This window comes from Azohydromonas lata (genome assembly GCF_034427735.1).
GTDB classification, from domain to species: Bacteria; Pseudomonadota; Gammaproteobacteria; order Burkholderiales; family Burkholderiaceae_C; genus Azohydromonas; species Azohydromonas lata.
In genome coordinates, this window is record NZ_JAXOJX010000023.1 from 85,350 (window position 1) to 98,092 (window position 12,743).

The following is a 12,743-nucleotide window of genomic DNA, read 5'->3' on the forward strand; positions in this document are numbered from 1 at the left end:
GACAGCTCTGGTGCCCGTAAATGGGGCGCATTGAGGCGGGCAAGGAATCTGCTGGTGTGAGCGAAGGTGTTTTAGTTTTCGAGTGAGCTTGAATATCCCGACAATTCGTAAGCGTTGCTTCAGATCTATTGAATTTGCTGGAGTTAAAGGGGGTGGGTACACGGTTCATGCCCGCAATTGCACGCCTGCAAGCAAGGGTGGGCCGCGGCGGCCAACCCCCGAAGGCGGGCTGTCGTGTGTTAGGCCCTGCGAGGCGCGTGGAAGGCCTTGCGCTCCCGGCGCGTGCTGCCCTACCAGTCCTCCTTGACGGCCAGCACCGCATCGCGCCCGGCGGCGGCGCGGGCGCTGAAGGCCGCCGTGAGCGTGCCCGCCGCCACCACCGCCGCGCACAGCGCGCCCAAGCGCGACCAAGGCAGCAGCAGTTCCATGGTCCAGTGGAAGCTCTGTGGGTTGACCACTTTCACCAGCACCACGCTCACCAGCAGCCCAAGCCCCAGGCCGACCAGCGCCCCCGCCGCCGTCCACGCCGCTCCCTCGCCACCGACCACCGCCACCACTTGGCGCTTTGTAAAGCCCAGGTGGGCGAGCAGGCCGAATTCGCGCCGCCGCGCCATCACCTGTGCCGAGAAACTTGCCGCGATGCCGAACAGCCCAATGCCTATGGCCACCGCCTGCAGGTAGTAAGTGACGGCGAAGCTGCGGTCGAAAATACCCAGCGAGATGCCGCGAATCTGTGTCGGCAGGGCGAATTCCAGCAGCCCTGCCTCCGGTGACAGCGCGCGCAGCCGCTCTTGCACGGCGTCCGCCGAGGCATCTGGCGCCAGCCACAGCGCCAGGTCGTTGACGCGCGCGTCGCCCGTGAGCCGCCTGTAGTCGCGCAGCTCCATGGCCACGGCGCCGAACTGCCGCGCGTAGTCGCGCCACACGCCCAGCACCTGCACCTGCACGGGCTGCGCGCCGCCCAGGGGCAGCTTCAGCGTCGTCCCGGGGCGGGCGCCGTAGAGGTCCACCATGGCCTCGCTCACGTACACGGCGGGCAGCGTGCCTTGCGGCGGCAGCGGGCGGCCCAGCATGGGCAGGTCGCGCGAGGCATCCGCCAGGGGCCGTGCCACCAAGCTGACCGTTGGACGGGCCGGGTCGAGCTGCAGCGGGCGCACGCGCAGCCCGTCAGCGCGCGCCACGCCCTGCACGCGGGCGGCGGCGGTGACGAACTCCGGCGGCAGGAAGGCCGTATCGCCCTGGCCCTGCGTGCCGCTGCGCACGTAGAGGTCGGCGGGCAGCACCGCGTCCAGCCACTGGGCCACGCCGTTGCGGAAGCTCGCGACCATCACCGTCAGCGCCACCGCCAGCGCGAGGCTGGACACCACGCCCGCCATGGCGACGCTGGCCGCATGCTGCTCGTGCCGCGCGCGCTGCACCGCCAGCAGCGGCAGGGCCGAGCGGGGCTGCAGCCGCGCCAGCAGCAGCGCCACGGCCGCCGGCACGCAGGCGATGCCGCCCAACAGCAGCAGCGCCACCGACACGTAGGCCGGCAGCGGCAGCCCGGCCACGGGCGGGGCCAGCGCCATCAAGCCGCCCAGGGCCAGCAGGGCGGGCGCGCGCCAGGCCGGCGCGGCGGGAACGGAGCCGCCCAAACCCTTGATGGCCTGGGCCGGCGCCATCTGCTGCGCCAGCCGTGCCGGCCACCAGCCGCCGGCCAGGGCGGCCACCACGCCCAGGGCGCCGAACACCAGCGCCGCCGGCACCGAGAACTGCAGCCGCGGCGCGATGCCGGGGAAGTAGCCGCCGCCCAAGTCGCCCGCCAGCCAGCGCAGCGCGCCCGCGGCCAGTGCGGTTCCCAGGGCCAGACCCAGCACGCTGCCCAACGCGCCAATGGCGGCCGACTCGGCCAGCACCAGGCCGCGGCGCTGGTGGGCCGACAGGCCGAGCACCCCCAGCAGCGCCAGTTGCGGCGTGCGTTGCGCCACCGACAGGGCCAGCACCGAGAAGACGAGGAAGCCGCCCACGAACAGTGCCACCAGTGCCAGCACGGTCAGGTTGACGCGGTAGGCGCGGGAGAGGTCGCTGACCTTTTGTGCCGCCGCCTGCGGTTCGGCGAGCTGCAGGCCGTCCGGCAACTGCAGCGCCTGGCGCAGCGCACGCGCGTCGGCGCCGCCGGCCAGGCGGATGTCCACGCGCGAGAGCTTTCCGGAAGCGAAGCGCGCCTGTGCCGCCGACAAGTCCATGACCGCCAGCGGCGCGCCGCCCGCCGTGACCGTGCCCTGGATGCGCAGCGGCAGCTTTTGCAAACCCCACTGCAGCGTGAGCGTGTCGCCGGGCGACAGGTGCAGCCGCTGCAGCGCCGCGGCATTGAGGAAGACGGCGTCCGGCTCCAGGACGGCGGTGAGTGAGGAGCCCTTGATGGGCACGGGCATGAGGGCCGCGCCCAGCGGGGCCACGCGCAGCGCGTCCACGCCCAGGAGTTTCAAAGACAGCCGCTGCCCGGCGGCGTCCAGCGCGGCAGCGTCGATTTCCAGCACCGGGCTGGCGGCCTGGACCAGGGGAGAAAGGGCGACGCGCTCGAACCAGGCGTCCTCCAGCGCCCCTTGGGCGGGGCTGCGCAGCGAGACGTCGGGCTCGCCCGCGGCGGCGCGCGCGGCGTTGGCGAACTCGTCCAGGGCCGAGCGGTTGATCAACTGGACGGAAAACGCCAGCGCCACGCCCAAGGCCACGGATAGCACCGCCACGGCCAGCCGCCACGGGTGGTGGCGCCATTCGGGGAGGACGAGTTGGCGGAAGAGGGGGATCACGGGTGCATCGCCTCGAAGCCCGTGGCCGTCAGGCGCAGTGCGCGGTCGGCGCGCGCCGCGGCCGTTTGCGAGTGCGTCACCAGCAGGCAGATGGCCCCTTCCGCGCGGGCCTGCTCCAGCAGCAGCGTCATCACGCGCTCGGCCGTGGCCGGGTCTAGGTTGCCCGTGGGCTCGTCGGCCAGCAGCAGCGCCGGGCGGTGCACCAGCGCGCGGGCGATGGCCACGCGCTGCAGTTGACCGCCCGAGAGCGTACGCGGCAGCCGCTCGTCGAACCCTTGCAGCCCAACCACGGCCAGCATGTGCTTCACCCGGGCCGCGTCCGGCCGCTTGAGCAGCAGCAGCGGCAAGCCGACGTTCTGCGCCACGCTCAGGTGCGGCAACACGTGAAAGGCCTGGAACACGAAGCCCAGCTTCTCGCGGCGCCAGCGCGCGCGGGCCTCCTCGCCCAGGCTGAACACGTCCACGCCGTCCAGCACCACGCGGCCGGCATCGGCTTGGTCCAGCCCGGCGATGCAATTGAGCAGCGTGGATTTGCCCACGCCGGATTCGCCTAATATCGCGATGAATTCGCCTTGACTCGCTTTCAGGTCCACGCCGGTGAAAACGGGGGTGTCGGCATAGCGTTTTTCAAGGGCTTGGAGGGACAGCATGGATTCGTGGAGCCATTTGCGGACGGCGCCACTGTAAGGGCAAAGGGAAGGCCTGGCCGTGTTTTGTGGTCTACGGTGATTGCGCAGTCAATCGGCTTGCGCTTTTTGCCTTGTAAAATATTGATGGCCCAATATAAATATTGGGGTGTGTGTTTTTTTGATTGGATGTTGTTCAAATGATGACAGCGATTTGTGAATCCCTCGAAGAAGTCCGCACCCAAATTGACCGCCTGGACCGACAGATCGTCGCCCTCGTCGCCGAGCGTGGCGGCTATGTAAAACAGGCGGCAAAATTCAAGAAGACCACCGACGACGTCAAGGCGCCGCAGCGCGTGGAGCAGGTGATTGCCAAGGTCAAGTCATTGGCCGGGGAATTGGGTGCCAATCCTGACGTCACGGAAAAGGTGTACCGGGCCATGATCGCGGCCTTCATCGAGGCGGAAATGGCCGAGCACGCCCGACTGGCCGGCTCCGCGTCCGGCGATTGACCGAACGCCGCCTTTGCCGGGCCCGGTAATAGTTCACGTTTTTCGGGGATTCGCGCCATGCCCCTGTTATTTGCGCTCAGCGCCGGACGAACAACTGCCTGGACCTAAAGCTTTCGAACGGCTTGCAGGCATCATGTGCCCGCGGATTTTCCCGCCTGCATGAGCAGTGATGGCGCCGGTCGCGTACCGGTATTTCAGGATTTACCAGTTCAAGGCAAAAGTAGTCATGGCTGCTGAGCGGTTCGGCGATGTTTCATCCGACGCGCAACCCGTCACTTACTCCACGCGCGTGGACATCTGGCTCGCAGCGGCGCTGCTGCTGGCCTTCGGCGCGGTGATTTATGAAGCCACCGTGGACGGTATTCCCGCCGCCTGGGGCATTGGTTTGCTCATGGCCGTGGCGCTGCGCGTCATGGTGCTGCCTTGCCGCTACATCCTCATGCCGGACCATTTGCTGGTGTGCAGCGGCATGCGCCGATGGGAAATTCCCTATCAGGAAATCAAGTCCATCATGCTCAGCCTCAATCCGGCCTCGGCGCCGGCACTGTCGCTGCGGCGCGTGGAAATACGCTACGGGCGGGAATTGATGCTGGTGTCGCCGCGCTCGCGAACGGAATTCATGGCGGCGCTGTATTCGCGCATGAAGCGCAGCAGCTTCACGCGACCCGGCTGAGCAGCGCATGCAGCGGCTGTGCCGCGTCGCAGGCAATGGAAATTCGCCACGGCATGCTGCGCAGCCAGGTGAGCTGCCTTTTGGCCAATTGCCGCGTCGCGGCGCTGCCGGTTTCCAAGACCTGACGTCGCAAGGGCGCGCCGGACAATCCGGCGTCCAGCGCCTCCCACACCTGCCGGTATCCCACGCAGCGCATGGAGGGCAGCTCGATATTCAAGTCGCCGCGCGCGCGCAGCGCCTCGACTTCCGCCACCAGCCCGGCCTGCAGCATTTGCTCGAAACGCAAATTGATGCGTTCGTGCAGCCACGCGCGGTTTTCCGGCTCCAGCGAGAAAAAGGGGCCTTCCGGTGCCTTGGCTTTCTTTTCGCGGTGGAAGCTCGATATCGGCCGGCCGCTGGCGCGGTAAACCTCCAGCGCCCGCGAAATGCGCTGCGCGTCCAGTGGCGCCAGCCGCGCGGCGGTCACCGGGTCCACTTTGGCGAGCTCGCCATGCATGAAGGCCCAACCCTGCTCGGCGGCCTGGGCTTCTATGTCCGCGCGCAGCGGCGGCACCGAGGGCGGCATGTCGTCCAGGCCGTCTATGAGCGCCTTGAAGTACAGCATGGTCCCGCCCACCAGCAGCGGCAGCGCGCCGCGCTCGCGGATTCTTGCCATGGCGGCCTGCGCGTCGGCCACGAATTGCGCGGCGGAATAGGCTTGCGTGGGCGCTATCAGGTCCAGCAGATGGTGCGGCGCGCGCGCGCGTTCCTGCGCCGTGGGCTTGGCCGTGCCGATGTCCATGCCGCGGTAGACCAGCGCCGAATCCACGCTCACGATTTCCGCCGGCAGCCCACGCGCGGCCAGGTGCTCGGCCAGGTCCAGCGCCAGCGCGGTCTTGCCGCTGGCCGTTGGGCCGGCCAGGGCGATCCAGGGCAGGGCGCGCAGCCCGTCCAGGCCCGCCGCGCTCATGCCGTGCGCGCCCGCGCCGGCACGCCGTGGCGCTGCACCAGCGTCCAGCCCACCGTGGCGGTGGCGATGCCGAACACGCCCAGCACCAGGCCCAGCGGCCGGGTCGTCCCGTCCATGGCGTGGCCCACCCACAGTCCGACCACGAAGGCGGTGCTGGCCAGCACGAACCCGTTGAGCGCCGAGGCCACGCCCGCCATGCGCGGGAAGGGCCCCACCGCGCCGGCCTGCCCGCAGGGCTGGTGGATGCCGTGGCCGAAGGCGTAAAGCCACTGCGGCAGCAGCACGGCCCACACCTCCTGCACGCCCGCCAGCGCCAGGCCCGCCATGGACAGGCCGCCGGCCAGGCTGAACCCCGCGCCGCGGCGCACGGCGCCGTCCAGCCCGTGGCGCAGCAGCCAGCGCCGGCAGAAGAAGGTGCCCAGCAGGTAGGCCACCGAGCCGGAGGCCAGCGCCACGCCGTACTGGCCGGGCGTGAGCCCAAGCACCTCGATGTAGACGAAGGACGACAGCGCCAGGATGGCGAACAGCCCGCCGTAGGTGCAGGCCACCAGCGCCGACCATGCGCGGAAGGTGCGGTGGCCCAGCACCTCGCGCACCGCGGCGGCCAGCGGTTTCAATCGCAGCGCCTGCGGGTTGCGGTGCGCGAGCGACTCCGGCAGTTGCCGCGCCACGAACAGCAGCGCGATGGCGCCTATGGCCGCCACCGCGCCCAGTGGCGCGCGCCAGCCCAGCGTGGCCGCCAGCGTGCCGCCGAGCATGGGCGAGGCGATGGCGATCAGGCCCAGGCCCGACATGCCCTTGGACATCACGTGCGCGCCCTCGCTGGGCTCGTACAGGTCGCGCACCATGGCGCGGGCGCACACCACGGCCGCGGCCAGCGCCGCGCCCTGCACCGTGCGCCACAGCACCAGCCAGGCCAGGGCGGGCGCCAGCGTCGCTCCCAGGCTCGCGGCGGTGTAGAGCGACAGGCTCAGCAGCAGCACCGGGCGGCGGCCGAAGCGGTCGGCCACCGGTCCCCAGAAGAGCTGCCCCATGCCGAAGGCCAGGATCAGCGCCGACATGGTGAGCTGGCTCTGCGCCGTGCTCGCCTCGAAGGCGCGGGTGAGGCGCGGCAGCGCGGGCAGGTAGAGGTCCGTGGTCACAGGCTGCAGGCCCATCAGCAGCGCCAGCGCCACGGCCACGACGGCGGGGGACACGGGCGCCGCGGCTGCGGGTTGGGCCGTATTGCTCAGGGGACTGCGTTTTGCGGACATCGCGCGAGCGTAGCAGCCGCGCACGGCCCGCCAGCCCCAGAAGGGCCCGCGCCGTCAATCCCGCAGGCAGGCACGCCGTTTGCTCTGTGGCCGGATTCGTCTGCCGCCCGCACCCGCTGCCCATGTCCCTAGGCTCGCAAGTCCCCCACGCCCGGCGCGCCCCAGCGTCCTCCAAGCGCTTCCTGAAGCACGCCGCCGACTCCGATGGGGCCGGTGACGGGCCGCCGGTGGCGCCGCCTGCCGCGGCCGGCGATCACGTGGGCCCCTTGCCGCCACCGCCGGAGCGCCGCCGCAGCGGCGACGCCGACGTGGAGGCCGTGCAGGCCGCGCTGCGCGACAGCCAGGCCCGCTTCCAGGCCGTGTCCGAGCTCGTCCCCGACCTGCTGTGGCGCGTGGGCCCCGGCGCGCAGGCCGACTGGTTCAACCGCCGCTGGAGCGAGTACACCGGCCAGGCCGAGCCCGCGGCCCTGGGCCAGGGCTGGGTGGACTGCATGCATGCCGACGACCGCCCCGTGGCCCGCGCGCACTGGCGCCACGCCGCCGACACGGGCTTGGCCTTCGTGCAGGAGCTGCGGCTGCGCCGGCACGACGGGGTTTACAGATGGCACCTCGTGCGCGTGGAGCCCCTGGCCGAGGCCGGCGGCGGGCCGCGGCGCTGGTTCTGCGTGGCCACCGACGTGCACGAGCAGCACACCGCGCGCGAGCTGCTGGAGCAGCGCATGCAGCAGCGCTCGCGCGAGATGCGCACCGTGCTGGACAGCGCGGCCAGCGCCATCGTCGCCACCGACCTGCACTGGCGCATCACCACCATCAACCGCGCCGCGCAGGAGCTGCTGGGCATCAGCGCCAGCCAGGCGCTGGGCCTGCGCGTGCTGGACTTCTTCGAACCCGCGCAGTTGCGCGAGCGCGCCCGCACGCTGCCGGCCGACATCCTGCGCGTGCTGTGGCCCTCGCGCCGCGTGGACGACGAGCCGTCGCGGCCCGGCGCCGAGTCCGGCCAGGAGTGGAGCTGCGTGCGCGCCGACGGCTCGCGCGTGCCCGTGCTGCTGAGCCTGAGCGTGCTGCGCGACGGCCGCGACGCGCCCAAGGGCTTTTTGGGCGTGCTCACCGACCTCTCCGAGCGCAAGGCGCTGGAGGAAACGCTGCGCCAGCGCACCGCGCAGGCCGAGGCGGCCAGCCGCGCCAAGAGCGCCTTTCTCGCGCACATGAGCCACGAGATACGCACGCCGCTCAACGCCGTCATCGGCCTGAGCCAGCTCATGGCGCGCATGGAGCTGTCTCCGGACGGGCGGCGCTTCATAGGCCACATCCAGCAGGCCGGCGAGCAGTTGCTGGCGCTGACCAACGACGTGCTGGACCTCTCGCGCATCGAGGCCGGCGAGATGCACCTGGAGTCCGTGCCCTTCGAGCTGGGCCCGCTGCTGCACGCGCTGTGCGCCATGGTCGAGCCGCAGGCCACGGCCAAGGGCTTGAAGCTGCGCCTGGACACCGGCGCCGCCGCCGAGCCCACCTGGCCCGGCCCGCTGCTGGGCGATCCGCTGCGCCTGAAACAGGTGCTGCTCAACCTGCTGGGCAACGCCGTGAAGTTCACGCCGTCCGGCGAGGTCACGCTGGGCGTGGCCGCCCGCGAGCAGGACGGCGGCCGGGCGCTGCTGCGCTTCGAGGTGCGCGACACCGGCATAGGCATCTCGGCCGAGCAGCGCGTGCGCATCTTCGAGCCCTTCATGCAGGCCGACAGCTCCACCACGCGGCGCTTCGGCGGCACGGGCCTGGGCCTGTCCATCGTCCGCCGCCTGGTGGACGTGATGGGCGGCACGCTGTCGCTGCACAGCGTGCCCGGGCAGGGCAGCAGCTTTGCCGTGGAGATCTCGCTGCCGCTGCAGGATGCGTCCGCTGCGCCGCGCTGAGCGAGGGCCCGCCCGGGCACCGCGCTTGCACTGGCCCGGGGCAACTACCCATTTGAAATCAAGCAGTTGGAGCAGCGATGACCACGGGCAGCAAGGCTGAAGACGACGACAGGCCGCTGGACGACCAGGGCGGCAGCCAAGGCTTGCCTGCTGCCGGCGAAGTGGAGGGCAATGCCTGCAACCCCACGGGCGGGCCCGGCGTGCGGCACTGGCAGGCCGGCTTCATCAGCCAGCCCGGGCTGGACGAGCGCGGCAACGTGTTCTTTGCCGCCATAGAGATGACGCGCATGCCCATGGTCATCACCGACCCCAACCAGCCGGACAACCCCGTGGTCTTCGCCAACCGCGCCTTCCTGGACCTCACGGGCTACGACGAAGCGCAGGTGCTGGGCCGCAACTGCCGCTTCCTGCAGGGGCCCGACACCGACCCCGACGCCGTGGCCGAGGTGCGCGAGGCCCTGGCCGAGCACCGCGCCGTGGCCGTGGACCTCGTCAACTACAAGGCCGACGGCACGCCGTTCTGGAACGCGCTGTTCATTGGGCCGGTCTTCGACGCCGAGGGCCGGCTTCTCTACTACTTCTCCTCGCAGGTGGACATCTCGCGCCGGCGCAGCTTCGAGCTGTCGCTGCGCCAGGCGCAGAAGATGGAGGCCATAGGCCAGCTCACCGCTGGGCTGGCCCACGACTTCAACAACCTGCTGCAGGTGGTCACGGCCAACCTGGAGATCGCCGCCATGCGGCTGCGCCAGGACGAGCTGGGCCTGCGCTGCGTGCGCCAGGCGCAGCGCGCGGCGGAGAAGGGCGGCAAGCTCACGCAGCAGTTGCTGGCCTTTGCGCGCAAGCAGCGCCTGGAGCCGCGGCGCGTGAACCTCAACGCGCTGGTGGTGGAATTCAGCGAGATGCTGGTGCGCACCCTGGGCGACAAGGTGGACTTGCGGCTGGACCTCAAGCCGGGGCTGCCGCACTGCCGGCTAGACCCGACGCACCTGGAGATGGCGCTGCTCAACGTGCTCATCAACGCGCGCGACGCCATGCCCGGCGGCGGCCGCGTGAGCGTGGGCACCATGCTGCTGGAGGAGGGCAGCCGGCCGCGGGTGCCGCCGCTGCCGCCCGGGCCGCACGTGGTGCTGTGCGTCGTGGACGAGGGCCAGGGCATGCCGGCCGAGGTGGCCAGCCGTGCCACGGAGCCCTTCTTCACCACCAAGGAGCCCGGCACGGGCCTGGGCCTGGCCATGGTGCACGGCTTCGTGCAGCAGTCGCACGGCCGGCTGGAGATCACCAGCGAGCCCGGCCGCGGCACCACGGTGCGCATGATCTTTCCGGCCGAGGCACCGCATCTGGGGGCGCCGGCACTGTGGCGCGGCGAGGCCGGTGCGGCGTCAGGCGGCGCCCAGGAGGCCGCCACCGCCGGCGAGGCTGCCGGCCCTGCCGCCGACCACGACGGCGGCGCCACCATCCTGCTCGTGGAGGACAACGAGGACGTGCGGCTCATGACCGAGCACTGCCTGTGCGAGCAGGGCTACCGCGTGCTCAGCGCGCCCAGCGGCGAGGCGGGGCTGGAGCTGCTTGGGCGGCAAGGCCATGTGGACCTGCTGTTCACCGACGTCATCATGCCCGGCGGCATGAACGGCCTGGTGCTGGCCGAGCGCGCGCGCCGGCGCCAGCCGGGGCTGCCCGTGCTGCTGGCCACGGGGTATGCCGAAGAGCTGGCCGGCCACGGCAGCAGCCGCGACCCGGTGCTGAGCAAACCCTACCGGCAGGCCGAGCTGCTGGAGCGCGTGCGCGCGCTGGTGCACGCCGGCGCAGGGAGCGATGCGCCGCCGCCGTCCAGGCCTGGCCTGCAGGCCGCCCAGGGCTGCGCCTGCGAGGCCGCGCCACCCTCGCCGCCGCGGCGGCGCTCCCGTCACGAACAGCAAGGCTGAAAGCGTTCGCCCCATGCCCAAGCACATCCTCATCGTCGACGACCTGGCCGACGTGACCGCGGTGTTCCAGTACTACTTCGAGAGCATGGGCTACCGCGTGAGCGTGGCCGGCAACGGCGAGCAGGCGCTGGCGCTGGAGGCGGCCGACCCGGCCGACCTGGTGATCTCCGACCTGAGCATGCCGGGCATGAGCGGTCGCGACCTGGTCATGCAGCTGCGCCGGCGCCGTGCGCAGCTGCCCATCATCATGATGTCCGGCTACGCGGGCGACGAGCCGCTGATCCATGGCTGCACCAGCTTCCTCGTCAAGCCCGTCAACCTCGCGCTGCTGAACCGGCAGGTGGAGGAGATGCTGGCGCAGGAGGGCGGCGGCGAGGCGGAGGCGGGTGGTTGAGGGGGTAACGGCATGGAGGTTCATGCGGCCTCGGGCACGCCCATTGCCCAATGACAAGCACGGCCCGGGAGCTGCCCAAGCCGGCGTGATCAGCGCCCGGGGCCGATTGATCGATCCACAGCCACTAGAGGAGCACACCTTATGAGCACGATCCGCAACACCCTTGCCGCCACTGCCGTTGCGCTGCTGGCCCTGTCCGGCGCCGCGCAAGCCGCCGACCAGTCCAATGTGGGCACCGGCACGCCGGCCGCCAAGGCCGAGATGGACCGCGGCGTTCCGGGCGTGGACGTGGACGTGGGCAAGAACGCCAAGGGTGCGGTCGATGTCAACGTCAACAAGAACAACGCCAACGAAGCCACCCCGGCCCACACCGTCAACGGCACGGGCACCATGGACCACAACCGCAGCGGCATGCGCGCGGCGCGCGCCGACCGGGGCTGATCGTCCCCAGGGTCTCCTGAAGGAGTCCCTCTTGTCCTGAACCTTCGCGGCAGCGCACGGCGCTGCCCGCGCAGCAAGGCCCCGGCGCCGTCAGGCGGCGGGGCCTTTGCATGTCTCGTCAGAACTTCTCGAAGTCCCCGAGGTAGCGCCACTGCCCCGGCGGCAGCTTGCCCAGCACCACGGAGCCGATGCGCACGCGCTTGAGGCCCACGACCTTGAGGCCCACGGCTTCGCACATGCGGCGGATCTGGCGCTTGCGGCCTTCGCGCAGGACGACGCGCAACTGGTCCTCGTTCTGCCAGCTCACCTGCGCGGGCTTGAGCGGCTTGCCGTCGAGCTCCAGGCCGTGCCGCAGCAGTTCCAGGTCGCGGTCGGGCAATCGACCGGGGTGCTGGTATTCCACGCGCACCAGGTACTCTTTTTCCACCTTGGTCTCGTCGCCGATGAGCTGCTTGGCGATGCGGCCGTCCTGGGTGAGCACCAGCAGCCCGGTGGAGTCGATGTCCAGCCGCCCGGCGGGTGCCAGATGGCGGCCATGGCCCGGGTGGAAGCGCAGGCGCGAGGGGTCCTCGCTCCAGTGGTTCTCGGCCGTCACCAGCACGGCGGCGGGCTCGTAGCCGTCCTCGGCCTGGCCGCTGACGTAGCCGATGGGCTTGTTGATGAGGATGGTCACTCGCTTGGCCTGCGCCTGGCGTGCGGCGTCGTCGATCTCCACGACCTGGCCCGGCATCAGCCGCTGGCCCAGCACGGCCATCTTGCCGTCCACCTTCACCCAGCCGGCATCGATCCAGTCGTCGGCCTCGCGGCGCGACACCAGACCCTGCTCGGAGAGGTGTTTCGAAAGGCGCACGCCCTGGGCGACGGCGGCCGGTTCGGCGTCGTCGTCCTCACCTCTGGCCGGTGCATCCCAGCTCCGGGAGCGGGCCTCGTCGGCCTCGATACGGCGCTGCGGCACGGGCTGGCCGGGGGCAGGGCTGCGGCGGTTGAAGGCCGGGCGCTCGTCGCGCGCGGCACGCTCGGCGTGGAAGCCGCCGCGCTCGGGGCGCTGCGGGCGGTCGCCGAAGCCGCCGCGGTTACGGTCACCGAAGGCGGGGCGCTCGTCGCGGCGCGGGCGGTCGCCATGGAAGCCACCGCCTTCCTCGCGCTGCGGGCGCTCGTCGCGCCGGCCGGGGCCACCGAAGCCGCCGCGGTCGCGGTCGCCGAAAGCGGGGCGCTCGTCGCGGCGCGGACGCTCGCCGTGGAAGCCGCCACGCTCCTCGCGCTGGGGGCGGTCGGCA

Annotated in this window: 11 protein-coding genes; 6 read left to right on the forward strand and 5 right to left on the reverse strand. The window is 71.2% G+C overall.

All coding sequences use genetic code 11. The features are described from left to right. Nucleotides 1-290: 290 nt before the first annotated feature. Both SM757_RS15145 and SM757_RS15150 read right to left on the reverse strand, forming a co-directional pair. Complete coding sequence (locus tag SM757_RS15145; RefSeq protein WP_322466095.1) at nt 291-2,789, reverse strand: ABC transporter permease; 2,499 nt, start codon at nt 2,787-2,789, stop codon at nt 291-293. Further along, nucleotides 2,786-3,439: an ABC transporter ATP-binding protein gene (locus SM757_RS15150; RefSeq protein WP_322466096.1), complete on the reverse strand. Its 654-nt coding sequence runs from the start codon at nt 3,437-3,439 to the stop codon at nt 2,786-2,788. The genes SM757_RS15145 and SM757_RS15150 overlap by 4 nt, the downstream gene beginning before the upstream one ends. A 176-nt stretch (nt 3,440-3,615) precedes the next feature. Between SM757_RS15150 and SM757_RS15155 the strand changes: the two genes are divergently transcribed. After that, nucleotides 3,616-3,927 (forward strand): chorismate mutase, encoded by a 312-nt coding sequence (locus tag SM757_RS15155; protein ID WP_322466097.1) that lies wholly within the window; start codon nt 3,616-3,618, stop codon nt 3,925-3,927. Nucleotides 3,928-4,153: 226 nt separating this feature from the next. Beyond that, nucleotides 4,154-4,600, forward strand: a complete 447-nt coding sequence (locus tag SM757_RS15160; protein ID WP_066336796.1) for a PH domain-containing protein — start codon at nt 4,154-4,156, stop codon at nt 4,598-4,600. Here SM757_RS15160 and miaA read toward each other — a convergent pair. Together miaA and SM757_RS15170 are read right to left on the reverse strand one after the other, a co-directional pair. Next, nucleotides 4,584-5,549: a tRNA (adenosine(37)-N6)-dimethylallyltransferase MiaA gene (gene miaA / locus SM757_RS15165; protein WP_322466098.1), complete on the reverse strand. Its 966-nt coding sequence runs from the start codon at nt 5,547-5,549 to the stop codon at nt 4,584-4,586. The genes SM757_RS15160 and miaA overlap by 17 nt on opposite strands. Next, nucleotides 5,546-6,745 (reverse strand): multidrug effflux MFS transporter, encoded by a 1,200-nt coding sequence (locus SM757_RS15170; protein ID WP_322466099.1) that lies wholly within the window; start codon nt 6,743-6,745, stop codon nt 5,546-5,548. Before SM757_RS15170 ends, miaA begins: the two co-directional genes overlap by 4 nt. 179 nt (nt 6,746-6,924) lie before the next feature. On the opposite strand from SM757_RS15170, the gene SM757_RS15175 reads away from it, so the two are divergent. The 4 genes from SM757_RS15175 (at nt 6,925) to SM757_RS15190 (ending at nt 11,466) form a co-directional block, all read left to right on the forward strand. Next, on the forward strand, nt 6,925-8,709 hold the full coding sequence (locus SM757_RS15175; protein ID WP_157118968.1) for a PAS domain-containing sensor histidine kinase: 1,785 nt from the start codon (nt 6,925-6,927) through the stop codon (nt 8,707-8,709). Between the two features lie 77 nt (nt 8,710-8,786). Beyond that, nucleotides 8,787-10,631 (forward strand): histidine kinase famiy protein, encoded by a 1,845-nt coding sequence (locus SM757_RS15180; RefSeq protein ID WP_322466100.1) that lies wholly within the window; start codon nt 8,787-8,789, stop codon nt 10,629-10,631. Between the two features lie 13 nt (nt 10,632-10,644). Next, nucleotides 10,645-11,025, forward strand: a complete 381-nt coding sequence (locus tag SM757_RS15185; protein WP_322466101.1) for a response regulator — start codon at nt 10,645-10,647, stop codon at nt 11,023-11,025. 141 nt (nt 11,026-11,166) lie between these two features. Continuing rightward, nucleotides 11,167-11,466, forward strand: a complete 300-nt coding sequence (locus SM757_RS15190) for a hypothetical protein (protein WP_066336785.1) — start codon at nt 11,167-11,169, stop codon at nt 11,464-11,466. Between the two features lie 118 nt (nt 11,467-11,584). On the opposite strand, the gene SM757_RS15195 is transcribed toward SM757_RS15190, so the two are convergent. Further along, nucleotides 11,585-12,743: pseudouridine synthase (locus SM757_RS15195; RefSeq protein WP_322466102.1), on the reverse strand; the 1,159-nt coding region annotated here is incomplete at its 5' end.